Here is a 25627-nt window from a genome sequence, read left to right on the forward strand (position 1 = left end):
GCCCGCCGCGTGTCCAGGTCGGCTGGGGCGTCGGCTGCGGGGTCAGCGGTTCGGCCGCCGGCGCCGGTCACCGGTCGCGGGCTCGGCGGCCTTGCCGAGGCCGCCCGTGTAGAACACCCAGACCCCGGCCGAGCGCGCGCCGTCGGTCGCCTTGTCGATCGCGTCCTTCTGGTCGGACAGCCGCCCGGAGTCGCGTAGAAGACCAGCCGCCAGGTGTTCGAGCCGACGGCGACGCCGTGCGCGGACAGCAGGTCGCTGCCTGCCTGGACTCGGTGGACTCGAGGTTGAAGTCGTCGCGGTAGCTGTCGCCGACGGCGCCGTCGGCGACCGTCGCGCCGGACAGCACCACCAGCCAGACCGCGACGACGGGCCAGAGATGGCGGCACACCACCGGCCGAGGCGGGCCAGTCGCCCGCCGCCGTAGCCAGGTGAGTACGAGTCGATACTCGCTGGTCCCGGGTGGACGTCGACGTTAGTGAGCGCTAACATCGGAGCCGACAGGTTAACGCTGACTAACATGAGCGGAGCGAGATGGACGCGCCTGTGCTGCGGAGCGCGGCCGACCCGAACGACCCCGCCTTCGGTCGCAACGTCGGGGAGCAAACGGCCCTCGTCGACGAGTTGCGCGAGCGGTCGCGCAGGGCGGCCGCCGGCGGCGGCGAGCGGGCCCGGCAACGCCACGTCGACCGCGGGAAGCTGCTGCCGAGGGACCGGGTCGAGTCGCTGGTCGACCCCGGCTCGCCGTTCCTCGAGCTCTCCCCGCTCGCCGCGACCGGGATGTACGACGACGAGGCGCCCGCGGCCGGCATCATCACCGGCGTCGGGCGGGTCAGCGGGCGCGAGTGCGTCATCGTCGCGAACGACGCCACCGTCAAGGGCGGCACCTACTACCCGATGACGGTCAAGAAGCACCTCCGCGCGCAGGAGGTCGCTCTCCACAACAACCTGCCGTGCCTCTACCTCGTCGACTCCGGCGGCGCGTTCCTGCCCCGCCAGGACGAGGTCTTCCCCGACCGCGAGCACTTCGGCCGCATCTTCTTCAACCAGGCCACCATGTCCGCCAAGGGCATCCCGCAGATCGCCGCCGTGCTCGGGTCCTGCACGGCCGGCGGCGCCTACGTCCCGGCCATGTCCGACGAGGCCGTGATCGTCCGCAACCAGGGCACGATCTTCCTCGGCGGCCCGCCGCTGGTGAAGGCGGCGACCGGCGAGGTCGTCAGCGCCGAGGACCTGGGCGGCGGCGACGTGCACGCGCGGCGGTCCGGCGTCACCGACCACCTCGCCGAGGACGACGCGCACGCCCTGCGGATCGTGCGCTCGATCGTCAGCACGCTGGGACCGCGCTCGCGGACGCCCTGGGAGACGGTCAAGACCGAGGAGCCCGACGTCGACCCGACGCAGCTCTACGGCGTGGTGCCGACCGACTCACGCACGCCCTACGACGTCCGCGAGGTCATCGCCCGCGTCGTGGACGGCAGCCGGTTCCGGGAGTTCAAGAAGGAGTACGGCGCGACGTTGGTCACCGGCTTCGCCCGCATCCACGGCCACCCGGTCGGCATCGTCGCCAACAACGGCGTGCTGTTCGGCGAGTCCGCGGTCAAGGGCGCGCACTTCATCGAGCTCTGCGACCAGCGCTCGATCCCCCTGGTGTTCCTGCAGAACATCACCGGCTTCATGGTCGGCCGCGACTACGAGACCGGCGGCATCGCCAAGCACGGCGCCAAGATGGTCACCGCGGTCGCCTGTGCGCGGGTGCCGAAGCTCACCGTGATCGTGGGCGGCTCGTTCGGTGCCGGCAACTACTCGATGTGCGGCCGCGCGTACTCGCCCCGCTTCCTGTGGATGTGGCCCAACGCGCGGATCTCCGTGATGGGCGGCGAGCAGGCGGCGACCGTCCTCGCCACCGTTCGTCGCGACCAGCTCGAGGCGCGCGGCGAGGAGTGGTCGGCGGGCGACGAGGAGGGGTTCAAGGACCCGATCCGCACCCAGTACGAGGACCAGGGCAACCCGTACTACTCCACCGCGCGGCTCTGGGACGACGGCGTGATCGACCCGGCCGACACCCGCACGGTGCTCGGCCTCGCCCTGTCCGCCGCCGGCAACGCGCCGCTCGAACCCGTCCGCTACGGCGTCTTCAGGATGTGAGCGAGCTTGCGAGCGAACCATGAATACAGGGCGACCGCGAGCGGTCCCTCGGAGCCTGCGAGGAGGGATCCGCGACCGATGTTCCACACCGTTCTGATCGCCAACCGCGGGGAGATCGCGGTGCGCGTCGCGGGCACGCTCTCGCGGCTGGGCATCCGGTCCGTCGCGGTCTACACCGACGCCGACGCCGGTGCCCGGCACGTGGCCGACGCCGACGAGGCCGTCCGGGTCGACAGCTACCTGTCGATCGACGCGATCCTCGCCGCCGCCCGCGAGACCGGCGCGCAGGCCGTCCACCCCGGCTACGGCTTCCTCGCCGAGAACGCCGCCTTCGCCCGCGCCTGCGCGGACGCCGGGCTCGTGTTCGTCGGTCCGCCGCCGGCCGCGATCGAGGCGATGGGCGACAAGATCCGCGCCAAGCAGACCGTGTCCGCCGCGGGCGTGCCGGTCGTGCCCGGCCGCAACCTCGCCGGCATGTCCGACGACGACCTCGTCGAGGCGGCCGCGGAGGTCGGCTACCCCGTGCTGGTCAAGCCGTCGGCCGGCGGGGGCGGCAAGGGCATGCGCCGCGTCGACGACCCCGCCGACCTGCGCGCCGCGCTCGAGTCCGCCCGGCGCGAGGCCCGCGGCGCGTTCGGCGACGACACGCTGCTCATCGAGCGGTTCGTGACCAACCCGCGGCACATCGAGCTCCAGGTGCTCGCCGACGCGCACGGCAACGTGATCCACCTCGGTGAGCGCGAGTGCAGCCTGCAGCGCCGGCACCAGAAGATCATCGAGGAGGCCCCCTCGCCGCTGCTGTCGGCCGCGGACCGGGCGCGGATGGGCGAGGCCGCCGCCGACGCCGCGCGAGCGGTCGACTACCGCGGCGCGGGCACCGTCGAGTTCATCGTCTCCACCGACCGCCCCGACGAGTTCTTCTTCATGGAGATGAACACTCGGCTGCAGGTCGAGCACCCGGTCACCGAGCTCGTCACCGGGATCGACCTGGTGGAGCAGCAGATCCTGGTCGCCGCCGGTTTCCCGCTCGCGTTCGGACAGTCCGATGTGGACCTTCGCGGACACGCGGTCGAGGCGCGCGTCTACGCCGAGGACCCGGCCCACGGCTTCCTGCCCACCGGCGGCACCGTGCTCGCGCTCGCCGAGCCCGGCGGTGCGCACGTGCGGGTCGACTCCGCGCTGCGCGCGGGCACGGTCGTCGGCTCGAGCTACGACCCGATGCTCGCCAAGGTCATCGCCTGGGGCCCGGACCGGGGTGTGGCGCTGCGCCGGCTGTCCGCGAGCCTTGGCGAGACCGCCGTGCTCGGCGTCGGCACCAACGTCGCCTTCCTGCGCGCGCTGCTCGCCGACGACGACGTGGTGGCCGGCCGGCTGGACACCGGGCTCGTGGAGCGCAAGCTCGACGTGCTCACCGCGGGCGAGGTGCCGGACCTGGTGTTCGCCGCCGCCGCGCTCGACGAGCTACTCGGACTGCAGCCGGCGGGCGAGATCGTGGACCCGTGGGACGTGCCGAACGGCTGGCGCCTCGGCGGCCCGGCCGCCACGCCGTTCCGGCTGACCTGCGGCGACCGGCAGGTGACCGTTCGGGTCACCGGCTCGCCGGGCGCCGCGACGGTCGCGGTCGGCGACGCGGAGCCCGTGCCCGCCTCGGCCCGTCGCGTCGCGGACCGGCTCGAGGTGACCTTCGGGGGCCGTGTCACCTCGTTCCGCCGCGCCCTCGACGAGGCCGCCGACACGCTGTGGCTCGCCGCGGGCGGGCGGACCTGGGCGGTGGCCGAGCACTCGCTGCTGGAGAGCGAGACCGCGTCGGCGGCCGCGGGCGGACCGGTGACGAGCCCGATGCCGGGCACCGTGCTGGTGGTGAAGGCGGCCGTGGGCGACGTGGTCGCGGCCGGTGCGCCGCTGGTCGTCGTCGAGGCGATGAAGATGGAGCACACCGTCACCGCACCGGTCGACGGCGTGCTCACCGAGCTGAACGTGCAGGCGGGCCAACAGGTCGCGCTGAACCAACCCCTAGCCGTGGTGACCCCACCTGCCTCGGAGGAGCTGTCATGATCGATTTCCGACTCGGCCAAGAGCACGAGACCTTGCGAAAGACCGTCGAGGAGTTCGCCCGCGAGGAGGTCGCACCGGTCATCGGCGACTTCTACGAGCGGGAGGAGTTCCCGTACGACCTCGTGGCACAGATGGGCCGGATGGGGCTGTTCGGACTGCCCTTCGCCGAGGAGTACGGCGGCATGGGCGGCGACTTCACCGCGCTGTGCATCACCCTCGAGGAGCTCGCCCGGATCGACTCGTCCGTCGCGATCACGCTCGAGGCAGGCGTCTCGCTCGGTGCGATGCCGCTCTACCGGTTCGGCACCGAGGAGCAGAAGCGCGAGTGGCTGCCGCGCCTGTGTGCGGGCGAGCTGCTCGGCGCCTTCGGGCTCACCGAGCCGGGCGGCGGGTCGGACGCGGGTGCCACGCAGACCACGGCACGGCTCGAGAACGGCGAGTGGGTGATCAACGGCTCGAAGGCGTTCATCACCAACGCCGGCACGGACATCACCGGCCTGGTCACGGTCACCGCGGTGACCGGCGCGGCCGACGGTCGCAAGGAGATCTCCACGATCATCGTGCCGTCGGGCACGCCGGGCTTCTCGGTGTCCAAGAAGTACTCGAAGGTCGGCTGGAACGCCTCCGACACCCGCGAGCTGTCCTTCGCCGACTGCCGGGTGCCCGAGGCGAACCTGCTGGGCGTGCGGGGTCGCGGCTACGCGCAGTTCCTGTCCATCCTGGACGAGGGCCGCATCGCGATCGCCTCGCTGTCGGTCGGGCTCGCGCAGGGCTGTGTGGACGAGTGCCTGCGCTACGCCGGCGAGCGGGAGGCGTTCGGCCACAAGATCGGGGAGTACCAGGCGATCCAGTTCAAGATCGCGGACATGGAGGCGCGGGCGCACACCGCGCGGCTGGCCTACTACGCGGCGCTCGCGAAGATGGAGCGCTCCGAGCCGTTCAAGAAGGAGGCCGCGATCGCCAAGCTGGTCGCGTCCAACGCGGCGGTGGACAACGCGCGCGACGCCACCCAGATCTTCGGCGGGTACGGGTTCATGAACGAGTTCCCGGTCGGCCGCTTCTACCGCGACGCCAAGATCCTGGAGATCGGCGAGGGCACCAGCGAGGTGCAGCGGATGCTGATCGCCCGGGAGCTAGGGCTTCGCTGACCGCGTCCTGTCGTCCACGGTCTTGTCGTCGATGTCGGGCAGCCAGAAGCACAGCTCGAGCGTCTTGATGCTCGCCATGTAGCCGAGCCTGCGTCCCTGCAGGACGAGCAGCACCGAGGCGGCGCCGAGAGCGACCGCGCAGACGGCCGCGAGTACCGGGTGCCCGCTGGTGAACGCCTCGACGAGCGCGGTCACCGCGGCCAGCACCAGTGCGGGGCCGGAGTTGCGGGCCATCAGCCCGGACGCGCGCAGCCGGTTCACCTCGGTCGCAGCGTCCATGTCGTGCATCTGGAGCGCGGACAGCAGCAGGAACGAGTCGGCGTCGACGTAGTCCCGGTCGCGGGCCGCCGGGTTGCGGCGGCGGAACTCGGCGCGCGGGTCGCGCCGCTTGTGCGGGACGACTCGGTTCAGCAAGGCGCCGAGCGGGTAGGCGAGGATGCCGCACAGGTAGCTGAGCACGACGGCGCCGATCACCAGCAGGACACCGTTGACGCTGTTCAGCGAGGCCAGGTGGACGAGGTCCAACCGGTCGCCGACGTAGCCGGCCAGCGCGACGTAGAGCCCACCCGCTACCGCGTAGGTGAAGAGGTCGAAGACGCCCACGACGATGTTCACGCCCCGAGGCTATTTCAAAACAAGTCCAGGTCCCCGCGGTGGTCCGACCAGCAGGCGTGTTTCGAAACAGCCTCGTCATCCAACCAAATGAAAGGGCCCCGGCGGTGGCGGCCGCCGAGGCCAGTCGCAAAGCCGTTCCGAGGAAGGGTTTGCGATGGCAATGCTAGACCACGTGCCGGCCGGGGACCAACACCCGAAAGTAGCGGTGCCGGGAAATCACCGGCCTCGGCGCGGCTCAGGTGGGCTTACGATGAGCTTCCTTCCCTGCGCCGCCCCGGAGGCTCTGATGCGGACGTCTCGCCGGTTGTCCCTGCTCATGGCGATCGTGCTACCGCTCGTCACGGTGGCCACGGCCGCCCCCGCCGCGGCTGCTCCGCGTGGCGACGACCGGCCGACCCCGCCGCCCTGGCTGCGCGTCGAGGACGGTGTCAGCCAGCCGCAGTTCGACCTCGCGAACGCGGTCGAGGAGACGCTGTTCGTGCAGACCTCGGTGGACAGTGACCTCGACGGCAAGCGCGACCGGGTGCGGCTGCAGCTGTCCCGGCCCGGGGAGACCGAGTCGCAGGGCATCAAGGTCCCGGTGGTCTTCGAGCACAGCCCGTACCGGTACAACGGCGGTGACGCGGCGAACCACAACGTGGACTTCGACGTGCTGCCGCAGGAGGGGATCCAGCCGGACTCGCGGGGACAGTCGTCCGCCCGGGCCGAAGCGGGCGCGCCCCGGCCGGAGCCGGACCTGCCGGGCTCGCTGGACAACTACTGGGTGCCGCGCGGGTACGCGGTCGTGCTCGGCGAGAGCATCGGCACCGGGTTCTCCGACGGCTGCCCGACGATCGGCGACATGAAGGAGACGCTCGGCACCCAGGCGATCATCGACTGGCTGGGCGGCCGGGCGCAGGCGTTCGACGAGGCCGGCAACCCGGTCACCGCGGACTGGACCACCGGCGACGTCGGCATGACCGGCGTGTCCTACAACGGCACACTGCCCAACCAGGTGGCGACGACCGGCGTCGAGGGCCTGCGCACGATCGTGCCGGTGTCGGCGATCTCCAGCTGGTACGACTACTACCGGGCCAACGGGCTGGTGCGCGCGCCGCACTCCAGCCGGTCCGGGGTGGGGGAGAACGCCTTCCAGGGCGAGGACCTGGACGTGTTGGCGTTCTTCACCGAGGGGCCGCGGCTGGAGCACTGCCGGCACATCACGGACGCGCTGCTGCAGCGGGGAGACCGGATCACCGGCGACTACAACGACACGTGGCACGAGCGCGACTACCTGCACCGGGCGCGCGACGTCGAGGCCAGCGTGTTCGTCGTGCACGGTCTCGAGGACTACAACGTGATGGGGACGGCGTACTCGACGTGGTGGGAGCAGCTGTCCCGCTCCGACGTGCCGCGCAAGATCTGGCTGCACAAGGACGGCCACGGTGGCCCGCGCGGGACGACCGACTACCAGCGGACACTCAACCGGTGGATGGACCACTGGTTGTTCGGTGTGGACAACGGAATCATGACCGAGCCGATGGCCGACGTGCAGCGTCCGGACGGGACGTACGAGAAGTACGCCTCGTGGCCGGTGCCGGGCTCCCGGTCCGCCTCGCTGCATCTCGGCGCCCCGAACGCGACCGAGCCGGGCACGCTCTCCGTTCGTCCGGCGCCCGGACCGCGCCCTCGTCAGTCCTTTGTGGATCGCGGCCGTGAGCTGGACACCGATGTGGCGCTGCTGCCGAACCCGACGTCGGCCAACCCGAACCGGCTGGTGTACGTCACCGCACCGCTCACCTCGGGGGCGCACCTGAGTGGTACGCCGTCGGTGTCCCTGCGGGCGTCGGTGAACAACCGCTACGCGGCGAACCTGACGGCCGTCCTGGTGGACTACGCCCCGTCCGGCGAGGCCACCATGGTCACCCGGGGCTGGACGGACGTGCAGAACCGCAAGTCCGTCTCGCGCAGCACGCCGATCCAGCAGGGGCAGGAGTACACGTTCACCTGGCCGCTGGAGCCGGATGACTACGTGTTCGCGCCGGGGCATCGGCTTGGGTTGGTCGTCGTGTCGACGGACATGCACTACACACTGCGCCCGCTGCCGGGGACCGAGCTGACCGTGAACCCGGCCAAGAGCACGGTGAAGCTGCCCATCGTGGGCGGCACGGGGCCGTTCAAGTAGCCGCTGCCGGCCGAGCCCGTCCACCCGCTCGGGTGGCGGGCTGTGGACGAGCCGGCCCAGCGGCAATTGCGACGTAAGGCCGTACCGAGCACACCTACCCGTCAGTAAGCTCCCTCTCACTCAACGCTGAGAAGGAGTGCCATGTCCGTGCGCCGGCGGGTCCTGCTGTTCGTGTCCCTTCTCGGCATCCTGGCCGCCGCCATCGCCGTGCCCGCCGGGGCCGCCGAGACCAGGCGCACGCCCGCCGACTGCGCCGTCGCCCTCGACTGCACCGCCGACGACATCGACCTGATGTCCATGGCCGAGCGGCTCGAGTTCGTGCGCGGCATGCAGAGCGGGCCTGGCGCCGAGCTCGGCGTGTCGGACAGGTGGCGCAACATCGAGGGCGTCATCACCTTCTTCCGCGACCACGGGCTCGGCACGCCGGGCACCTGGGCGTCCTATGTAGACGCAGGCATCGTGGAGGGCATCGAGCGGGGGCTGGCGCTCGCGAAAGGCATGCCGGGCGGGGACTTCGGCAACCCCGGCTCGGCCAAGTGGGCCACCTACATCACCGGCGACTGGGCAAACCGCGCCGAGCACGACCGGGCCTGGAGCGAGGCCGAGCAGGCCTCCACCGAGCACGGCGTCGTCCTCGCCGCCCACCACGACCAGTACGCCACCGACGCCGAGGAACGCTTCTACCAGTTCTCCGAGACCTACCGCTGGGCCCTGCGCAACCGACCGGTCGCCCTCAACCTGCTCGCCGTCTTCGGGCCGCTGATCCACCCCGACCTCGCCAAGGCCCGCGTGCCGTTCTACGACTGGTTCACCGACGTCCGCGAGTCCGCGCCGTCCTACCAGGGCTGCGAGATGGCCTACGGCTTCGCCCAGCTGCACCCGATCGAGGGCGTGGTGGGCGCGGCCGGGCTGTTCCTCGCCTACGTCACCGAGCTGTTCGAGGAGTACCAGGCTCGTTAGCCGCGCGAACCTCTCCTCGAAAATCGGGTTAGCATCGTGGAGTGAGCCGATCACCTGCACGGATCGCCCATGACCAGGCCGTCGACACGCTACGGGCGCAGCTCGTCGGACAGCCGGACGGCTCGCCGATCCGGCTGGCCAAGCCCACCTCGAACCTGTTCCGCTTCCGCGAGCCGCCGCCGGCGAACGCGCTGGACGTGAGCGCCTTCGCGGGCGTCATCGACGTCGACGGGCAGACCGCGGACGTCGGCGGCATGACCACCTACGAGCACCTCGCCGACGCCACCCTGGCCCACGGCCTGATGCCGCACGTCGTGCCCCAGCTCAAGACCATCACCCTCGGTGGCGCGGTCGCCGGGCTCGGCATCGAGTCCAGCTCCTACCGCAACGGCATGCCGCACGAGTCGGTGCTGGAGATGGAGATCCTCACCCCGGACGGCGACGTCGTCGTGGCCCGGCCGGACGGCGAGCACGCCGAGCTGTTCCGCGGCTTCCCCAACTCGTACGGCACCCTCGGCTACGCGCTCCGGCTGCGCATCGAGCTCCAGGAGACCAAGCCCTACGTCGCGCTGCGACACGTCCGCTTCGCCGACGCCGCGGCCTGCGCGAAGGGCATCGAGCAGGCGTGCGCCGACGAGACGGTCGACTTCGTCGACGGCACGGTCTTCGCCGGCGACGAGCTGTACCTGACGCTCGGCACGTTCACCGACCACGCGCCGGCCGTGTCCGACTACACCGGCCAGCGAATCTACTACCGCTCGATCCGTGATCGAACGACCGACCACCTCACCGTGCGCGACTACCTGTGGCGCTGGGACACCGACTGGTTCTGGTGCTCGGAGGCGCTCGGCGCGCAGCATCCGGTGATCCGCCGGCTGTGGCCGCGGCGCTACCTCCGGTCGGACGTGTACCGCCGGATCGTCGCCTTCGACCGTCGCCACCAGCTCTACGCGCGGGCGGCGAAGCTGCTCCGCCAGCCGGCCCGGGAGGCCGTCATCCAGGACGTCGAGGTCCCGGTGGCACGGCTGGCCGAGTTCCTCGACTTCTTCGACACCGAGATCGGCATCCGGCCGGTCTGGCTGTGCCCGGTCCGACTACGCGACACGGCAGGCTGGCCGCTCTACCCGATGGAGCCCGGCCGGTTGTTCGTCAACGTCGGCTTCTGGGCGACCGTCCCCCTGCGACCGGGCCAGTCGGACGGCACCCACAACCGCCTGATCGAGAGCAAGGTCACCGAATTGGGTGGACATAAATCTCTGTACTCGGATTCGTACTTCAATGAGGATGAGTTCTGGTCGCGGTACGACGGGGAGACCTACCGCAAGCTGAAGGAGACCTACGACCCGAAGGGTCGGCTTCCCGATCTGTACGCGAAGTGCGTTGGCAATCAATGAGGTCGGGAAGGGGCGAACCATGCAGCTGGCCGAGATCTTCGAGCGTGCGATCGGGCGCGACGCTCCACTCGAGTTCCGTGTCTTCGACGGCAGCCGGGCGGGCGACCCGGACGCACCGGTCCAGATACGGGTGAACTCGCCGCTGGCGATGTCTTACCTGGCCTCCGCGCCGGGCGAGCTGGGCCTGGCCCGGGCGTACGTGAGCGGCACGCTGGACATCGACGGCGACATGTACACGGCGCTGGCGAGCATGTCCGCCGCCACCATCGAGGGCGTCCCGGCGCGGCTGCGCGTGGAGATGGCGCTGCGCCTCGGCGGGTACCGGCTGTGGTGGCCGGTCCGGCGGCCGGACCCGGAGTCGCGGCTGCGCGGCCGCAAGCACTCCAGGTCGCGGGACCAGGACGCGATCACCCACCACTACGACGTGTCGAACCGGTTCTACGAGTGGATCCTCGGGCCGTCGATGGCCTACACCTGCGCGGTCTACCCCGACGCGGACTCGTCGCTGGAAGAGGCACAGTGGACCAAGCACGACCTGGTCGCGCGCAAGCTGGGCCTGGAGCCCGGCATGCGGCTGCTCGACGTCGGCTGCGGCTGGGGCGGCATGGTGATGCACGCCGCCCGGCACTACGGCGTGCGGGCGCTGGGCGTGACGCTGTCGCGCAAGCAGGCCGAGTGGGGCCAGAAGGCGATCGCGGAGGCGGGCCTGACCGAGCTCGCCGAGATCCGCCACCTCGACTACCGCGACGTCGCCGAGTCCGGCTTCGACGCCGTCAGCTCGATCGGGCTCACCGAGCACATCGGCAAGGCGCACCTCGGCGAGTACTTCCGTTCGCTGCACGACAAGCTGCGCCCGGGCGGGCGGCTGCTCAACCACTGCATCACCCGGCCGGACAACGCGCAGCCGGCGAAGGTGGGCGGCTTCCTCAACCGGTACGTGTTCCCCGACGGCGAGCTGGAGAGCCCCGGCCACCTCATGTCCGAGATGCACGACAACGGCTTCGAGGTGCGGCACGCGGAGAACATCCGCGAGCACTACGCGAAGACGCTCGAGCAGTGGTGCGCCAACCTGGACACCCACTGGGACGAGGCGGTCGCCGAGGTGGGCCTGGGCCGGGCCCGCGTGTGGCGGCTGTACCTGGCCGGTTCGCGGCTGGGCTTCGACCGCAACAGCGTGCAGCTGCACCAGATGCTGGGCGTGCGGCTGGACGGCGTCGAGGCGCACATGCCGCTGCGACCGGCCTGGTAGGTCAGGGCTTGCGGGCCACCCCGGCGACGGCGACGTTCGCGCCGGGCTGGTTCGCGCTGTTGTCGGTCGGCTCGGGGCGCCACTCCGGCGTGTTCACCAGGCCCGGCTCGACCATCTCGAGGCCCTCGTAGAACCGCGTGATCTCCTCGCGCGTGCGGCGCACGCCCGGGGCGTCGGCGCGGTCGTAGAGCCGGTCGATGCCCTCGGCCTGCTCCTCGGACGGGCGCTCGACGGCGTGCGAGAGCACCAGGTAGCTGCCGGAGGTCAGCCGCGACACGAAGCGGTTGACCGCGTCGTACGGCTGTGCGGCGTCGGGGACGAAGTGCAGCAGGGCGACGAGCAGCAGGGCCATCGGCTGGTCGAAGTCCAGCATGTCGCGCGCGGCCTCGGAGTCCAGGATCGAGTCCGGGTCGGTGAAGTCGGCGCGGATGGCCGTGGCCTGGGCGTTGTCGCGCAGCATCAGCTCGCTGTGCGTCACGGCGACCGGTTCGATGTCCACGTACAGCACGCGGCACTCCGGGTCCATCCGCTGTGCGATCTCGTGCACGTTGCCGGCGGTCGGGATGCCGGAGCCGACGTCGAGGAACTGCCGGATGCCGGCGTCGACGCAGAAGCGGACCGCGCGGTGCAGGAACGCCCGGTTCATCCGCGCGGCCGGGCGGGCCTCGGGCAGCACCGTGAGCAACTGCTCGCCGAACTCCCGGTCGGCCGCGAAGTTGGCCGCGCCGCCCAGCAGGTAGTCGTAGATCCGGGCGGCGTTCGGCCGCTCCAGGTCGATGGACTCGGGTGCCCAGTTCGGCCGCTCCGTTGACGCCATGCACGCATCGTAGTCAGCAGATCGGTGGTTGGATGGCGTTGTGAGCGGAGCTTGCGGAGCGAACCATCGGACACAGGGCGACCGCGAGCGGCGGCACCGAGCCTGCGAGGGGCCGTCGTGAGGGTTAGCGAGGCTGCGGGGAACGTGCGAGACAAGGTGCTCCGCGGCGGGGTCGCCGACCTGCGGCCGGTGCCGCGGACGCTGATCGACAAGGGTCCGAACAGGTCGGTGTACCGGTTCGTCGGCGGTGCGCCCCGCGGTGAGCCGGTGCTGCTCGTGCCGCCGCTCGCCGCCCCCGCGCTGTGCTTCGACCTGCGCCGCGGCTGCAGCCTGGCCGAGCACCTGGTCGACGGTGACCGGCGGCTCTACCTCGTGGACTACGGGACCGTGCGCTTCGCCGACCGCCGGCTCGGCCTGGAGCACTGGATCGACGAGGTGCTGCCGAGGACCGTCCGCGCGGTCAGCAAGGACGCCGGCGGCGCGCCGGTGCACGTCGTGGCATGGTGCCTCGGCGGGATCCTGTCCCTGCTCACCCACGCCGACCAGCCGGACCTGCCGATCGCCTCGATCGCGACGGTCGCCGCGCCGATCGACATGACCGCGATCCCGCTCATCGCACCGATCAAGCCGCTCGCCGACCTGACGAACGGGTGGATCCTGACGCCCGTGTACCGCGTGCTCGGCGGTGCGCCGCGGGCGCTGGTGAAGCGCGCGTTCCAGCTGTCGGCGTTCGACAAGATGGTGACCAAGCCGTACGCGATCCTGTCCCACTTGGACGACCGGGACTTCCTGGCGCAGCTGGAGGCCGTGGACCGCTTCACCGACAACATGATCGCCTACCCCGGGCGGACGTTCGGCCAGATGTACCACCGCTTCTTCCGCGCGAACGACCTGGCCGAGGGCGAGGTCGACATCGGCGGCCGCCGGATCTCGCTGCGCGAGGTCAAGGCCCCGGTCCTGGTGGTGGCCGGCAAGGGCGACGGCATCGCCCCGCAGCGGGCGGTCCGCAAGCTGGTGGACGTCCTGCCCAACGCGGCGGAGGTTCGGTTCGAGACCGCTCCGGGCGGCCATCTGGGCGTGCTGGCCGGCAGAGGCGCCCGCACCACGACCTGGACCTACCTGGACGAGTTCCTCGACGCCCACATCAGCTAGAGCGGCGCCTGTCGAGCCACCAGCACAACAAGAACAGCAGCGTCGCCTGCCCCAGCCCCACGGCGACGTGCAGCACGAAGGCCGGCAGCCCGGTAACCGACGAAGCGAGCACGAACGGGATCAGCGAGGCCGGAAAGGCCACGAAGAACAGCCAGATGCCGGCGAAGCTCGCCCCACCGGCGGGATCGTGGAGCCACCCCCACGTGGCCAGGTACACGAACAGCGCCACGCCGAGTACGAGCAGCAGGTAGGCCACGCCAACCCACCGGAACCGCCAGGGAACCGCGTGCCGCGCACGTGTCATGCGGCGCATTGTCATCCGGTGGCCAAGCCGGTGCAACGGGCCTGGGCAGCCCATCGCCGGCCCACGAGAAGCCGTGCGGCGGCGAGTAGCGCGATCGCGAACGGATCGCCGACACCACCCTCAGGCGGTGAACTTCGCCCTGGGCTCAGCGCCCCGTGGTGCCGTCGAGCTGTTCCCGGAGGATGTCCGCGTGCCCCGGCGTGCCGGGCCGTCTCGCTCGTCATGTGGGCGACGACCCACCGCAGCGTGTGCCGGTTGCCGTCGACCGGGACGGCGAAGCGCGCGTCCGGATCGTCGAGGGCCCGGATCGCGCGGTCGCTGTCTTCGATCGCCGTCCGGTAGTCCCGCAGCACGTCGTCGGTGGCGCGGTCGGCCGGGACGGCCATGCCGTACTCCTGGTCGGCGTCCCAGGTGGCCCCGGCGAGGTGGTGGCCGAACCAGTACCGCTCCGCCTCGGCAAGGTGCTGGATCAGGCCCAGGATGGTGGTGCCGCTGTCGACCAGGACACGGCGTAGCTGTTCGTCGGACAACCCGTCGGCCTTCTTGAGCACGCAATGCCGGGCGAACGACAGGAACGCCAAGGCCGTGTCGAGCTCACCCGAGTCGACGCGTGGCACCGGCTCCCGCTGGGTCTCCGCCATGCCGCCACCGTAACGCGGCGTCACCTGTTCGGCGCCAGGTCGGCGAGCAGCAGCGTGTAGCGGAGCCCGGGTTGCCCAGCAAGCCGGACGGTCTCGCCGGTCGGCGCGAACCCGTTGCGGTCCAACACCGTCCGGGAGCCGACGTTGTCGACCGCGGCTGACGCGTGCAGGCTCGTCAACTCGTAGGTGTCACGCGCGAGCGCACAGACCTCCCGGACGGTGGCCGTGGCCACGCCCTGGCCGGTGACCTTCTCGGCGATCCGGAAGCCCAGTTCGGCGGAGCCGTTCGCGACGTCGATCAGGTTCACCCGCCCCAGCACTTCGCCGACATCGTCGACCAGCACGTGAAAGTGATGCTGGCCGGCGGCCTGCTCGGCGAGCAACTGGCGGAGCCATGCGTCGAAGTGAGCGAAGTAGTCGTCGCCCCGGTCGGGCACCGAGGCCGCGAAGTAGGCGCGGTTCGCGCGTTCGAAGGCGAGCAGCGCAACGCCATGATCGAGCCGGAGACGTTCGACGGCCGGCCCACTCGGTCGGCTCAGTACGCATCACCCGCGGGGCGGCCGAAGAAGAGTACGTAGCCGTCGTGGTCGGTCAGCTCGAAGCCGCGCAGGCCGTCGTCGGTGTCGGCGAGCGGTGTGCTGAACGTGACGCCCCGGTCTCGGAACTCGGCCGCCAGCGCGTCGGGGTCAGACACGTGGACGTAGGCGTCCCAACGGGCGTGGGGGTGGCGAGACGGGTTCGGCAACGCACCGACGTCGTCGGCAACCACCTTCAGCAGCACCTGCACACCGTCTCGGGCGACGATGGCGAAGAACGGATCAGGCGTCGGCGCCTGGTGGGTCACCTCGAAGCCGAGACGCTCGCGGTAGAACGCCAACGCCTGCTGGAGGTCACTGACGACGAACAAAGGCGAGATCGCACCCAGTGCAGCGCGGGTCGCACTCTTCATGTGCATGGCGGCTCTCCTCGTGACAGGTCCTTCCAGCATAAGGTCACTAGGGTCAGATGAAGGCGGAGAAGATGACCACGCAGACCCACCCCGTCGACCACGAACTGTCCTCATCGGCACCGCACGCCAGCAGAGCTTGTCCGATGTGGACGACGGTGGCTGGCCTGTTCAGCAGGTCACTTCAGTTCTGCGCTGGTCTTTCCGAGGAGGCGGCGGGCGATGATGAGTTGCTGGATCTGTTGGGTGCCTTCGAAGATGTCCATCAGTCACGTGTGACTACGGCGTGCCCAGAACAGGGCGTGGCCGCTGTTGCCTTCCGGGACGAACTGCTGATCGGTGACGTCGAAGCCAGCGTCTTGGAGCCAAGAACGGTAGGTAGCGGCATCGGCCTGGCTCCACCACATGGTGGCCGGGCCGCCGAGCCAGTTGTCCTGGGTGCCGGTCCAGGCGTGCTGGCCGGTCGTTGTCAGCAGCCAGCCGCCAGGGCGCAGCGATAGAGCGATGTTGCGCAGGAGGCTGGGCTGTTGTTCGAGCGGCATGTGAATCAGGGCGTAGAGGCAGACGACGGCGTCGAAGGTCGCAGGTGGGAGATCTAGTGTCGTGGCGTCGGCGCGGATGAAGGTGGCGTCGGGAACCAGTGATCGGGCGCGTTCGATCTGTACGTCGCTGACGTCTACGCCGGTCACCTCGTACCCAGCGACGGTGAGGCGCCGCGCGACGGGAATGCCGCAACCACATCCGATATCCAGGACATGTCCGCGCTCGGGGAGCCGGTCCAGTAGATCGGCCAGCCAGCGGTCGTAATGATCGAGCGTGTCGGCGTCGGCGCGGTAGTGGTGGGACAAGGCGTTGTAGGCGGACCGGACGAACTCAGCGGGGTCGCTGTCCATGGGCATCATGGTATGCGCCGCGGCCGGTGGCGCTGCCGTCGCGAGCTGGTGGATTGCGCCGCGCAGGCCGGCCGGCGTGAGCGGAGTGGCAGCCGGCCGTGCCGCGATGGATGCGGTCCACCTCGCCAGGGTGACAGGCCGAGCGCGCCGCCGGCGGTGGCGCGTCTTGACTCGGCCGTCGAGGGCAAGTTGATCCGGAGAACCCCGTGCAAGGCGAGGACGGTACGGCGACCGGTCGGTGGGAGGACGGGCCCGTGTCCGCGAGCGTGCTCGGGACGTCCAGGACCACGAGCGGCGGTTCCCAATCAACCGCGGTGACGTTGCCGTGGAAGGAGCCGGGCGGTGAGCTGGTGACCGTGCCGCTGCTCGTGACCGGTGAGCGGGGCCGATTGTTCGGCGGCGACCACTTCCACAAGGTCGTCTGGCAGGCCGCGTTCCGGAAGGCCGGCGTCGAGTACCGGAAGCGGGCGGACGGGATGCATGCGCTCCGGCACTTCTACGCATCGACGTTGCTCGCGAATGGCGTGTCCATTAAGGAGCTGGCGGACCACGATCACTCAGCATGCGAAGGCCCGGCCATCCAGTCCGATGTGGACGAGGATGGCTGGGCCTGTTTCAGCAGGTCACTTGAGCTGGGCGCTGGTCTTTCCCAACAACCTGCGGGCGATGATGAGTTGTTGGATCTGTTGGGTGCCTTCGAAGATGTCCATGATCTTGGCGTCTCGGGACCACTTCTCCAGCAGCTCCGTCTCCGCGTAGCCGATGCTGCCGCACAGTTCCACGCAGCGCAGCGTGATCTCCGTGGCGCTGCGGCCCGCCTTCGCCTTCGCGTACGAGGCTTGCAGCGAGTTCGGCTTGCCGTTGTCCGCCATCCACGCGGCCTGGAGTGTCAGGAGGTACGCCGACTCGTAGTCGGACTCCATCTCCAGGAACGCGGCCGCCGCGGCGGGTTGGGTGCTGGGTGGGCGGTCGTAGTCGACGGCGACTCCCGCCGAGGACAGGAGGCCGCGGGTCTCCTCCAGGGCCGCCCGCGCTATGCCGACCGCCATCGCCGCCACCAGGGGGCGGGTGTTGTCGAACGTCTGCATCACGCCGGCGAAGCCCTTGTCCGGCAGGATCTCCGGTGAGCCAAGCAAGTTCGACGCCGGCACGCGGACGTTGTCCAGGCGGAAGTGAGCCGTGTCGGACGCCCGGATTCCGAGCTTGTGCTCCAGGCGCACCAGCTCGAAGCCCGGCGTGTCCCGGTCGACCACAAAGGACTTGATGGCCGCCTTGCCCTTGGTGCGGTCCAGAGTTGCCCAGACGACCACGCAGTCCGCCCGCTCGCCGGACGTCACGAAGATCTTCTCGCCGTTCAGCACATAGAAGTCACCGTCGCGGACGGCCGTCGCGCGGATGGCGCCCGAGTCCGAACCCGCGTCCGGCTCGGTGATGGCCATCGCGGCCCACTTGCCCTTGTACCGCGCCAGCTGCGACTCGTCGGCCACCGACGCGATCGCCGCGTTGCCCAGGCCCTGCCGCGGCATCGACAGCAGCAGACCCGCGTCGCCCCAGCACATCTCCATCGTGCCCAGCGCCAGCGACATGTTGCTGCCGTTGACGACCTTGCCCGACGACTTCGACGACGACCGGCGCACGCCGCCCGTGCCCGCCCCGCGCCCGGACGCCGACAGCCCGTCCAGCAGCGCCGCCAGCGTGTCCAGCTCCTTCGGGTACGTGTGCTCGGCCCGGTCGTACTTGCGCGAGTTTGGCCGCAGGAACGCCACGGCCGCCTGCCGCGCCTGGTCGACCAGCGTGGTGAACTTCCGAGGAACCTCGAGGTTGATCACACCAGCACCGCGCCTTCCATCAGACCGACCGCGCGCAGGTCCCGGTACCACCGCTCCACCGGATGTTCCTTGACGAAACCGTGCCCGCCGAGCAGCTGCACACCGTCGCTGCCGATCGCCATTCCCTTGTCCGCGCACAGCTTCCGCGCCAGCGCCACCTCGCGCGCGAACGGCAGCCCGAGCGACGCCCGCGCCGCCGCCCGCCACGTCACCAGCCGCATGCCGTCGAGCTCCGTGCCGATGTCGGCCACCTTGAACGCCACGCCCTGCCGGTGCGAGACCGGCTCGCCGAACGCCGTCCGGTCGTTGACGTAGCCGGTCACATAGGACAGCACCGCCGCCCCGGTTCCGACCGCCAGCGCGCACCAGCCCAGCCGGGCCAGGCGCACGCAGTCGGCGTAGGCGCCGGCATCGCCGAGCAGCGCCGACGACGGCACCTTCACCTGCGACAGCACCAGCCGACCGGTGCCCGCGGCCCGCAGGCCCATCGCCGGCTCCGGCTCCACCGACAAGCCCGAGGAGGACGACTCAACGACGAACAGCGCCGGCCCGCGACCGTCCAGCTCCGCCGCCACGACGAACACCTCGCCGGCCGACGCCCGCGGCACCAGCGACTTCACACCCTCCAGCACGAACCCGCCGGCAGTTCGGTAAGCCTTGGTACGCAAGGAGAACGGGTCGAACAGCGCCCGCGGCTCCTGGATCGCCAGCGCAGCGGCCGGCACGTCCTCGCCGACGAACGCCGGCAGGTACGTCGCCTGCTGCGTCTCGTCGCCCCACAGGACCAGGGCGTTCGCCACCGTGGCTGGCGCGAGGCACGCCAGCGCGAGCCCGAGGTCGCCCTCCGCGAGCGCCGAGGCGACCAGCACGTTCGTCACCGTCGAGCGCTCGGTCGCCACGCCACCCAGCGACTCGGGCACGCCGATCATCGTGATCCCGAGCGAGTCGGCGGTCGAGAGCAGCTCCGGCGGCGCCTCGCACTTGTCGTCGGCGACCGCGGCGGCCGGGCGCAGCCGCTCCGCGGCGAACTCGCGGACCGTGTCCACGATGAGCTGCTGCTCCTCGGACGGGTTCAGGTCGAACACGCCGCTGTCGCCCGCCGCCGGCAGCCGCTGCGGCTTCGCCAGCTTGCCCGCTGCCGTGAACGACCGGTTCGCGACGGTGAAGCCGGTCTTCGTCGCCTGGTAGACCGCGCGGTCGACCGGTGTCTTGAGGCCCAACCGGGCCACGAACCGGGCTCCCGAGAGCCGGTTCAGCACCGACATCGCCGACCCGATCACCGTCCGCCGCTCGCTGGTCGACACGACGACCACCCCAACCTACTCGCGAGTTAAGTAGAATACCTACCGCAGAGTAGGGTAACTCAGGTCACCGGGCCATGTGCCGGCCGTCACCCGAGCGACGGGCGCGTGCCCTGCCACGGGCGGGCCTGCTCGAACGCCCGGCACGCGGCCAGCACCCGCGCATCCGCGTGCTTCGGCCCCACCACCTGCAGCCCCACCGGCAGCCCGGCCTTCGTGAACCCGCACGGCAGGCTCGCCGCCGGCTGCTGGGTCATGTTGAAGGGATAGGTGAACGGCGTCCAGCTCGTCCAGCGCGGCGCCGGCCACCCGCCGGGCACCTCGACGCCGGCCTCGAACGCCGTGATCGGCATGGTCGGGGTCAGCAGCAGGTCGAAATGCTCGTGGAACTCGCCCATGACCCGGCCCAGCTCCGCGCGCACCCCGGTGGCGAACACGTAGTCCAGGGCCGAGCCCCGCGCACCCTGCTCGCAGACCTCGAGCAGTGCCGGGTCCAGCTTCTCGCGCTGCTCCGCCGACAGCGGCGCGATCGAGGCCGCCGCGCCGGCGAACCACAGCACGTGGAAGGCCTCGACCGAGTCGGCGACCACCGGGTCGACCAGCTCGACCCGGGCGCCGAGGTCGGCGAACGTGTGCGCGGCCGCGTTCACCAGGGCGGCCACCTCCGGGTCGACCGTGGCGAAGCCCAGCCGCGGGCTGAACGCGATCCGCATGCCGGCCACGCCTGCGCCGAGTGTCGCCGACACCGGCTGCTCCGGCCGTGGCCCGGTCGTCCAATCGCGACTGTCCGAACCGGACAATACATCGAGTGCGAGTGCGCTGTCGGCGACCGTCCAGGACAGCGGGCCGACGTGGGCGAGGGTCCCGTACGGGCTCGCCGGGAAGATCGGCACGAGACCGTAGGTCGGCTTGATGCCGAACACCCCGCTGAACGACGCCGGAATGCGGATCGAGCCGCCGCCGTCGGTGCCGATGGAGATCGGACTGGTGCCGGTGGCCACCGCGGCCGACGCGCCGCCGCTGGATCCGCCGGCGGTCTTCGAGACGTCCCACGGGTTGCGGGTGACGCCGGTGAGCGGGCTGTCCGTGACGCCCTTCCAGCCGAGCTCCGGCGTGGTGGTCTTGCCGACCAGCACGGCGTTGTGCTCGCGCAGCCGGGCCACCGCCGGCCCGTCGACGTCCCACGGCTGCCGCGGGTCGACGGTGTGCGAGCCGCGCAGCGTCGGCCAGCCGCGGCTGAGCAGGATGTCCTTGATGGACACCGGGACGCCGTCGAGCAGGCCCTGCGGCTCGCCGGCGCCCCAACGCTTCTCCGAGGCGGCCGCGTCGGCGAGCGTCCGGTCGGGATCGACGAGGCAGTACGCGTTCACCGCGCCGTTCACCGCCTCGATGCGGTCCAGCGCGGCCCGGGCGACCTCGACGGGGGACAGGCTGCCGGCACGGTATTCGGCGTGCAGCTCGGTCGCGGACAGGTCGGCCGGACTCACGGTGTCTCCCTTGTTCGCTTCGCTACGCCGCTAACGCGCCGTCTTCCCTCCTCACGTGCTCGGCGCTGGCGCGCCTGCGCGCGATCGTCAGTCCAGACGGCGCACGCGGCTCCGCTCCGACTCACGGTGCTCCCTCCCGGACGTAACCGTGCCGCTTGTCCACCACGTTGCGCAGCGGCCGGCCGTCCAGATACCTCGTCAGGTTGTCGTGGAACAGTGCTACCAGTTCCGCCCGCCACCCGACCACGTCACCCGACATGTGCGGGGAGACGATCACGTTGTCCATCGACCACAGGGGCGAGGAGTCGGCCAGCGGCTCGTCGGCGAACACGTCCAGCGCGGCGCCCGCGATCCGGCTCTCGGTGAGCGCCGCGACCAGGTCCTCCTGCACCACGAGCGGCCCGCGGCCCACGTTGATCAGTCGCGCGGTCGGCCGCATCGCGGACAGCGCCGCCGCGTCGATCATGCCCCGGGTGGCGTCGGTCAGCGGCGCGGCCAGCACCACGTAGTCGGCCGCGGCCAGCCCCTCCGCGAGCCGGTCCATCGGCAGCACCGTGCCCAGGTCCGGGTCCGACTCGCGGGCCCGGCGGCCGACTCCGGTGACCGTCATCCCGGCCGCGGCGAGCGTGCGCCCGATCGCGCGGCCGATCGGCCCGGTGCCGGCGACGAGCGCGTGCTTGCCGCCGAGCCGCTCGGTCTCCCGGTGCCGCCAGCGCCGCTCGTGCTGCAGCCGCAGGGTGCCGGGCAGGTCCTTGGCCAGAGCCAGCGCCAGGGCGAGCACGTACTCGGCCATCGGCGCGTCGAAGATTCCTCGAGAGTTGGTGACCACGACCTCGCTCGCCACTACTTCAGGTGACAGAACGTGATTGACCCCGGCGCTGCTGGCGTGCACCCAGCGCAACGCCTCCGCCGCCGGCCAGGCGCTCGCGAGCGCGTGCGAGCGGAAGTCCCAGACGAGCAGGACGTCGGCCCCAGGAAGTGCGCTGACCAGGTCTTTCTCGGTCACATACCGCACCTCGGCGAGGTCTTCCAGCACGTCGGTGGCGGGCGGTCGGCCGGTGTCACCCGAACGCGAGTGCAGCACGACGATGGTTGCGGATCGTGGCGAGCTCATGCGCCCATGCTCCCCTCAACGAGTGGTCCGCGCGTGGGGAGCTACGGGGGATTGACACGCTAAGAGCCGCTCGTATGATTGTCAACAATCGGCGCGGTCGCTGCAGCCCGCGGGAGAGCAAGGCCAAGAACTACAGGTGCTGCAATCGACTGGTGGGTAGCTGATGTCGAGGTTGATGACGATCACGTTGGAGCAGCGTGGCGTCTCCTGTGTCGCCCAACTTCTGGAGAAGGACGCTCCGCGAACATGTGAGGCCGTGTGGCAGTCGCTGCCGCATGCCGGCCCCGTCCACCACGCGAAGTACGCCCGCAACGAGGTGTACACGATGGTCGAGCGGTTCATCGACGAGCCGATCGGGCTCGAGAACCCGACCGTCACCCCCATCCCCGGCGACGTGGTGTTCTTCGACTTCCACGGCGGCATGCTGGACCGGGCGTTCAAGGAGGAGAAGGGCCTCGAGGCCCTGCCCGGCGTGATCGACCTCGCGATCTTCTACGGCCGCAACAACATCCTGCTCAACGGCGATGTCGGTTGGGTGCCTGGCAACGTCTACGCCTCCATCGTCGAAGGCCTGCCGGCCATGGCGGAAGCGTGCAACGACGTCTGGCGATCCGGCAGCGTCGGTGAACGGCTGGTGTACCAACGACACGACGACTGACGGGCGGGCGGCATGTCCTATCCGAGAGACAGGGCCGTGGAGATCATCGGCCCGGAGCTCGTCACCCAGCGCGGTGTCGGCGTCGTCGCTCCCTTCGACTTCGCCCTCGACCGCGAGCTCTGGCGCTGGGCGCCGGACGATATCTCCCTGTACGTGACGCGGCTGCCGTTCGTGCCGGTGCCGGTGACCGTCGAGATGGCCGCCGAGCTGAGCGACCCCGAACGGGTCCGGCGGGCCACGGCCGACGTGCTCGCCCCCGAACCACTGGTGGTCACCTACGCCTGCGCGTCGGCCAGCTTCGTCGGCGGCAAGAACGGCGAGCACGCGCTGACCCAGAGCATGGTCGACGCGGGCGCGCCGCGAGCGACCACGACGTCCGGCGGGCTGATCGAGGCCCTGGGCATGCTCGGGCTGCGCCGGATCGCGGTCGTCACGCCCTACATCGACAGCGTCACCGACCGGCTGCTGACCTACCTCGCCGAGTACGGCATCGAGGTCGTCTCCAGCGTCGGGCTCGGGCTGCTGGACCACATCTGGAAGGTCGGCTACGCGGAGATCGTGCAGGCGGTCACCACCGTGGACGTGCCGGAGGCGGACGGGCTGTTCATCAGCTGCACCAACGTGCCGACCTACGACATCATCGGCCCGCTCGAGCGGTGGCTGAACAAGCCGGTCCTCACGGCCAACCAGGTCACCATGTGGTCCGCGCTGCGCCAGATCGACTCGCCGATGATGGCCGCCGGCCAATGGCTGTCCGAAATCACCGAAACCCACGCCGCCTGACCGTTAGGATTTCCACAACATGAGCTACACCGTCGGTTTTCTGTACCCGGGCTACAGCGCCGAGGACGACTACCCGACCATGGAGCGGCTGCTCGCCGCGTCGGGCCGGGCCACGCGGCTGCCCGTCGTGCACACGCTGATGCGCGAGGACGCCCACCGCGTCGACGCGCTGCTCGACATCGGCGGCGACGACGTGCTCGGTGACGGCGCCCGCGAGCTGCGGTCGATGGGGGTGGACGCGGCCGTGTGGGCGTGCACCAGCGGCAGCTTCGTCTTCGGCTGGGACGGCGCGTCCGCCCAGGTCGACGGCGTGCGGGCGGCGGCCGACGTGCCGGCGTCGAGCACCTCCTTCGCCTTCGTCAACGCCGCCCGGCACCTCGGGCTGTCTCGGGTGGCGGTGGCCGCGACCTACCCACAGGACGTGGCCGACCGGTTCGCGGCGTTCCTCGGGAACGCGGACATCGAGGTGGTCTCGTTGTCCTGCAAGGGAATCATCACCGCGGCGGAGGTCGGCACGCTCGAGAAGGCAGACGTGCTGGACTTCGTCGCCGCCAACGACCACGCCGACGCCGAGGCGGTGCTGGTGCCCGACACCGCACTGCACACGGTCGCCTGGCTGGACGATCTCGAGCAGCGGCTGGGCAAGCCGGTGCTGACCGCGAACCAGGTGAGCGTCTGGGAGGGGCTGCGGCTCGTCGGCGACACCGCGCCGCGTCCGGGGCTGGGCGCCTTGTTCGCCACTTGAACGGAGGAACCGGGTTCATGAGTGAGCTTGCGAGCGAATCAATGTCACAGGGCGACCGCGGGCGGCGCGACCGAGCCTGCGAGGGGGCGTCGTGAGTGAGCTGGGCGAGCTCGAACCGGTGGCCAGACAGTCGACGGCAGAGCTGATCGCGGATCAGCTCCGCTCGGCGATCATGTACGGGGTGTTCGCGCCTGGGACCCAGCTCGGGGAGGCCGAGCTGGCCGCCCGGTTCGAGGTGAGCCGCGGGCCGCTGCGCGAGGCGATGCAGCGGCTCGTCCAGGAGGGGTTGCTGCGCGGCGAGCGACATCGGGGGTTGTTCGTCATCGACCTCGATGCCAAGGACGTGCGCGACATCTACCACGCGCGCCTCGCGATCGAGCGGGCCGCGTGCGAGCTGATCATGCACGGCAACCGGGGCGAGGCCGTGGTCCGGCTGGCCGAGGCGCTCGACAGCCTGGTGGTCGCCGCCGAGTCGGCCGACCGCACCGCGATGAGCGACGCGGACCAGGCGTTCCACCTGGCGCTGGTCAGCTGTTCGGGCAACACGCGGTTGGAGCGGATGGCGCAGACGCTGCTCGTGGAGACGCGGATGTGCCTGGCCGCGCTCCAGGAGCACTACCCGGAGCCGCACGATCTCGTGACCGAGCACCGGGTGCTCGTCGACGCCATCTCCGACGGCGACGAGGGCCTGCTGCTGCGGTTGATCGAGGCGCACATGAGCGACTCGATCGACCGGCTGACCCCCCAGGACGGATAGCTCCCCCACAGGGGTTACCCCCGCGATCCATTCGTTATATATGGCAGGCGCGGTAAGACGTCCTGCCGGCGCGTTCTCAGTCCTGGCGGCGGACGAGGCGCCCGGTGTCGAACGAGCCGTCCACGACCGCCGCCGCGAGTTTGGCGATACGCAGGTTGTTGCTCCGCGCGTAGCGGCGCAGCGCGTCGAACGCGTCGTCCACGCCGAGGCCCAGCCGCTCGCCCGTGACGCCCTTCGCCTGCTCGATGACGATCCGGCTGGTGAGCGCATGCTGCAGCTGCGCGGCCAGGTCCTCCTGCCGGCGCAGCGCGCCGGCTCGCAGCAGTCCGATCGTCGCGAAGTCGGCCAGGGCCTGGGCGATCCGGTCGGTGACCTTGTCCGGCTCGCCCGGCACCTTGCGGAGCAGCGTCAGCGCGCCGAGCGCCTCCGCCCGCCGGCGCAGCGGCACGGCGTACGCGGCGGCGAAGCCC

The 25627-nt window shown here is 70.8% G+C and carries 24 protein-coding genes; 12 read left to right on the plus strand and 12 right to left on the minus strand.

What is annotated here, in order from left to right; genetic code table 11:
* Positions 1–531: 531 nt before the first annotated feature.
* From ACRDSK_RS16750 to ACRDSK_RS16760, 3 genes are all read left to right on the plus strand, one after another.
* Positions 532–2145 (plus strand): carboxyl transferase domain-containing protein, encoded by a 1614-nt coding sequence (locus ACRDSK_RS16750; RefSeq protein ID WP_431441969.1) that lies wholly within the window; start codon positions 532–534, stop codon positions 2143–2145.
* Positions 2146–2223: 78 nt separating this feature from the next.
* Positions 2224–4200: a biotin carboxylase N-terminal domain-containing protein gene (locus ACRDSK_RS16755; protein ID WP_431441970.1), complete on the plus strand. Its 1977-nt coding sequence runs from the start codon at positions 2224–2226 to the stop codon at positions 4198–4200.
* Positions 4197–5348: an acyl-CoA dehydrogenase family protein gene (locus ACRDSK_RS16760; protein ID WP_431441971.1), complete on the plus strand. Its 1152-nt coding sequence runs from the start codon at positions 4197–4199 to the stop codon at positions 5346–5348. The genes ACRDSK_RS16755 and ACRDSK_RS16760 overlap by 4 nt, the downstream gene beginning before the upstream one ends.
* On the opposite strand, the gene ACRDSK_RS16765 is transcribed toward ACRDSK_RS16760, so the two are convergent.
* On the minus strand, positions 5334–5963 hold the full coding sequence (locus ACRDSK_RS16765) for a hypothetical protein (protein ID WP_431441972.1): 630 nt from the start codon (positions 5961–5963) through the stop codon (positions 5334–5336). The two genes, ACRDSK_RS16760 and ACRDSK_RS16765, sit on opposite strands and share 15 nt — an antisense overlap.
* Before the next feature lie 286 nt (positions 5964–6249).
* Between ACRDSK_RS16765 and ACRDSK_RS16770 the strand changes: the two genes are divergently transcribed.
* The 4 genes from ACRDSK_RS16770 (at position 6250) to ACRDSK_RS16785 (ending at position 11730) form a co-directional block, all read left to right on the plus strand.
* Positions 6250–8127 carry a Xaa-Pro dipeptidyl-peptidase gene (locus ACRDSK_RS16770; RefSeq protein ID WP_431441973.1) on the plus strand — a complete coding sequence of 626 codons (1878 nt, stop codon included), beginning with the start codon at positions 6250–6252 and terminating at the stop codon, positions 8125–8127.
* 141 nt (positions 8128–8268) lie between these two features.
* Positions 8269–9087 (plus strand): hypothetical protein, encoded by an 819-nt coding sequence (locus ACRDSK_RS16775; RefSeq protein WP_431441974.1) that lies wholly within the window; start codon positions 8269–8271, stop codon positions 9085–9087.
* 41 nt (positions 9088–9128) lie between these two features.
* Positions 9129–10481 carry an FAD-binding oxidoreductase gene (locus tag ACRDSK_RS16780; protein ID WP_431441975.1) on the plus strand — a complete coding sequence of 451 codons (1353 nt, stop codon included), beginning with the start codon at positions 9129–9131 and terminating at the stop codon, positions 10479–10481.
* A gap of 19 nt (positions 10482–10500) precedes the next feature.
* The gene (locus ACRDSK_RS16785) at positions 10501–11730 is read left to right on the plus strand and encodes a class I SAM-dependent methyltransferase (protein ID WP_431441976.1); all 1230 of its coding nucleotides are present in this window, start codon (positions 10501–10503) and stop codon (positions 11728–11730) included.
* 1 nt (position 11731) lies between these two features.
* Here ACRDSK_RS16785 and ACRDSK_RS16790 read toward each other — a convergent pair whose 3' ends face one another.
* A complete protein-coding gene (locus ACRDSK_RS16790) occupies positions 11732–12547 on the minus strand; it encodes an SAM-dependent methyltransferase (RefSeq protein WP_431441977.1) in 816 nt (271 codons plus the stop codon).
* Between the two features lie 117 nt (positions 12548–12664).
* Between ACRDSK_RS16790 and ACRDSK_RS16795 the strand changes: the two genes are divergently transcribed.
* Positions 12665–13699, plus strand: a complete 1035-nt coding sequence (locus tag ACRDSK_RS16795) for an alpha/beta fold hydrolase (RefSeq protein WP_431441978.1) — start codon at positions 12665–12667, stop codon at positions 13697–13699.
* Here ACRDSK_RS16795 and ACRDSK_RS16800 read toward each other — a convergent pair.
* From ACRDSK_RS16800 to ACRDSK_RS16840, 9 genes are all read right to left on the minus strand, one after another.
* Positions 13692–14003 carry an SCO4225 family membrane protein gene (locus ACRDSK_RS16800; RefSeq protein WP_431441979.1) on the minus strand — a complete coding sequence of 104 codons (312 nt, stop codon included), beginning with the start codon at positions 14001–14003 and terminating at the stop codon, positions 13692–13694. The genes ACRDSK_RS16795 and ACRDSK_RS16800 overlap by 8 nt on opposite strands.
* An 11-nt stretch (positions 14004–14014) precedes the next feature.
* A complete protein-coding gene (locus tag ACRDSK_RS16805; RefSeq protein ID WP_431441980.1) occupies positions 14015–14644 on the minus strand; it encodes a DUF664 domain-containing protein in 630 nt (209 codons plus the stop codon).
* Positions 14645–14664: 20 nt separating this feature from the next.
* Complete coding sequence (locus ACRDSK_RS16810) at positions 14665–15081, minus strand: GNAT family N-acetyltransferase (RefSeq protein ID WP_431441981.1); 417 nt, start codon at positions 15079–15081, stop codon at positions 14665–14667.
* A gap of 98 nt (positions 15082–15179) precedes the next feature.
* Positions 15180–15599 (minus strand): VOC family protein, encoded by a 420-nt coding sequence (locus tag ACRDSK_RS16815; RefSeq protein ID WP_431441982.1) that lies wholly within the window; start codon positions 15597–15599, stop codon positions 15180–15182.
* A gap of 260 nt (positions 15600–15859) precedes the next feature.
* A complete protein-coding gene (locus ACRDSK_RS16820) occupies positions 15860–16483 on the minus strand; it encodes a class I SAM-dependent methyltransferase (RefSeq protein ID WP_431441983.1) in 624 nt (207 codons plus the stop codon).
* A 623-nt stretch (positions 16484–17106) separates the two neighbouring features.
* Entirely contained in the window at positions 17107–18312 is a 1206-nt protein-coding gene (locus ACRDSK_RS16825; protein WP_431441984.1) for an acyl-CoA dehydrogenase family protein, read from the minus strand.
* Positions 18309–19589, minus strand: a complete 1281-nt coding sequence (locus tag ACRDSK_RS16830; protein ID WP_431441992.1) for an acyl-CoA dehydrogenase family protein — start codon at positions 19587–19589, stop codon at positions 18309–18311. Before ACRDSK_RS16830 ends, ACRDSK_RS16825 begins: the two co-directional genes overlap by 4 nt.
* A gap of 113 nt (positions 19590–19702) precedes the next feature.
* Positions 19703–21100, minus strand: a complete 1398-nt coding sequence (locus ACRDSK_RS16835; protein WP_431441985.1) for an amidase — start codon at positions 21098–21100, stop codon at positions 19703–19705.
* A 121-nt stretch (positions 21101–21221) separates the two neighbouring features.
* Entirely contained in the window at positions 21222–22214 is a 993-nt protein-coding gene (locus ACRDSK_RS16840; protein WP_431441986.1) for a D-2-hydroxyacid dehydrogenase, read from the minus strand.
* A gap of 163 nt (positions 22215–22377) precedes the next feature.
* Here ACRDSK_RS16840 and ACRDSK_RS16845 point away from each other — a divergent pair, with 163 nt between their 5' ends.
* The 4 genes from ACRDSK_RS16845 (at position 22378) to ACRDSK_RS16860 (ending at position 25157) form a co-directional block, all read left to right on the plus strand.
* Positions 22378–22872: a DUF3830 family protein gene (locus ACRDSK_RS16845; protein ID WP_431441987.1), complete on the plus strand. Its 495-nt coding sequence runs from the start codon at positions 22378–22380 to the stop codon at positions 22870–22872.
* A gap of 12 nt (positions 22873–22884) precedes the next feature.
* Positions 22885–23655 (plus strand): maleate cis-trans isomerase family protein, encoded by a 771-nt coding sequence (locus tag ACRDSK_RS16850; RefSeq protein ID WP_431441988.1) that lies wholly within the window; start codon positions 22885–22887, stop codon positions 23653–23655.
* Between the two features lie 19 nt (positions 23656–23674).
* Positions 23675–24400 (plus strand): maleate cis-trans isomerase family protein, encoded by a 726-nt coding sequence (locus ACRDSK_RS16855; protein WP_431441989.1) that lies wholly within the window; start codon positions 23675–23677, stop codon positions 24398–24400.
* 91 nt (positions 24401–24491) lie between these two features.
* Complete coding sequence (locus ACRDSK_RS16860; protein ID WP_431441990.1) at positions 24492–25157, plus strand: GntR family transcriptional regulator; 666 nt, start codon at positions 24492–24494, stop codon at positions 25155–25157.
* Positions 25158–25233: 76 nt separating this feature from the next.
* Here ACRDSK_RS16860 and ACRDSK_RS16865 read toward each other — a convergent pair.
* On the minus strand, positions 25234–25627 hold a 394-nt coding region (locus ACRDSK_RS16865; protein ID WP_431441991.1), incomplete at its 5' end, for an ANTAR domain-containing protein.

Source organism: Actinophytocola sp. (genome assembly GCF_050699915.1).
In the GTDB taxonomy this organism is placed as follows: domain Bacteria; phylum Actinomycetota; class Actinomycetes; order Mycobacteriales; family Pseudonocardiaceae; genus Actinophytocola.

Bases quoted from the DNA above. Each gene is read 5' to 3' on its own strand.
- ACRDSK_RS16820 (WP_431441983.1), bottom strand. From the start codon at position 16,483: ATGGACAGCGACCCCGCTGAGTTCGTCCGGTCCGCCTACAACGCCTTG.
- ACRDSK_RS16785 (WP_431441976.1), top strand. From the start codon at position 10,501: ATGCAGCTGGCCGAGATCTTCGAGCGTGCGATCGGGCGCGACGCTCCA.
- ACRDSK_RS16790 (WP_431441977.1), bottom strand. From the start codon at position 12,547: ATGGCGTCAACGGAGCGGCCGAACTGGGCACCCGAGTCCATCGACCTG.
- ACRDSK_RS16755 (WP_431441970.1), top strand. From the start codon at position 2,224: ATGTTCCACACCGTTCTGATCGCCAACCGCGGGGAGATCGCGGTGCGC.
- ACRDSK_RS16750 (WP_431441969.1), top strand. From the start codon at position 532: ATGGACGCGCCTGTGCTGCGGAGCGCGGCCGACCCGAACGACCCCGCC.
- ACRDSK_RS16805 (WP_431441980.1), bottom strand. From the start codon at position 14,644: ATGGCGGAGACCCAGCGGGAGCCGGTGCCACGCGTCGACTCGGGTGAG.
- ACRDSK_RS16800 (WP_431441979.1), bottom strand. From the start codon at position 14,003: ATGACACGTGCGCGGCACGCGGTTCCCTGGCGGTTCCGGTGGGTTGGC.
- ACRDSK_RS16760 (WP_431441971.1), top strand. From the start codon at position 4,197: ATGATCGATTTCCGACTCGGCCAAGAGCACGAGACCTTGCGAAAGACC.
- ACRDSK_RS16840 (WP_431441986.1), bottom strand. From the start codon at position 22,214: ATGAGCTCGCCACGATCCGCAACCATCGTCGTGCTGCACTCGCGTTCG.
- ACRDSK_RS16845 (WP_431441987.1), top strand. From the start codon at position 22,378: ATGTCGAGGTTGATGACGATCACGTTGGAGCAGCGTGGCGTCTCCTGT.
- ACRDSK_RS16770 (WP_431441973.1), top strand. From the start codon at position 6,250: ATGCGGACGTCTCGCCGGTTGTCCCTGCTCATGGCGATCGTGCTACCG.
- ACRDSK_RS16850 (WP_431441988.1), top strand. From the start codon at position 22,885: ATGTCCTATCCGAGAGACAGGGCCGTGGAGATCATCGGCCCGGAGCTC.
- ACRDSK_RS16855 (WP_431441989.1), top strand. From the start codon at position 23,675: ATGAGCTACACCGTCGGTTTTCTGTACCCGGGCTACAGCGCCGAGGAC.
- ACRDSK_RS16775 (WP_431441974.1), top strand. From the start codon at position 8,269: ATGTCCGTGCGCCGGCGGGTCCTGCTGTTCGTGTCCCTTCTCGGCATC.
- ACRDSK_RS16815 (WP_431441982.1), bottom strand. From the start codon at position 15,599: ATGCACATGAAGAGTGCGACCCGCGCTGCACTGGGTGCGATCTCGCCT.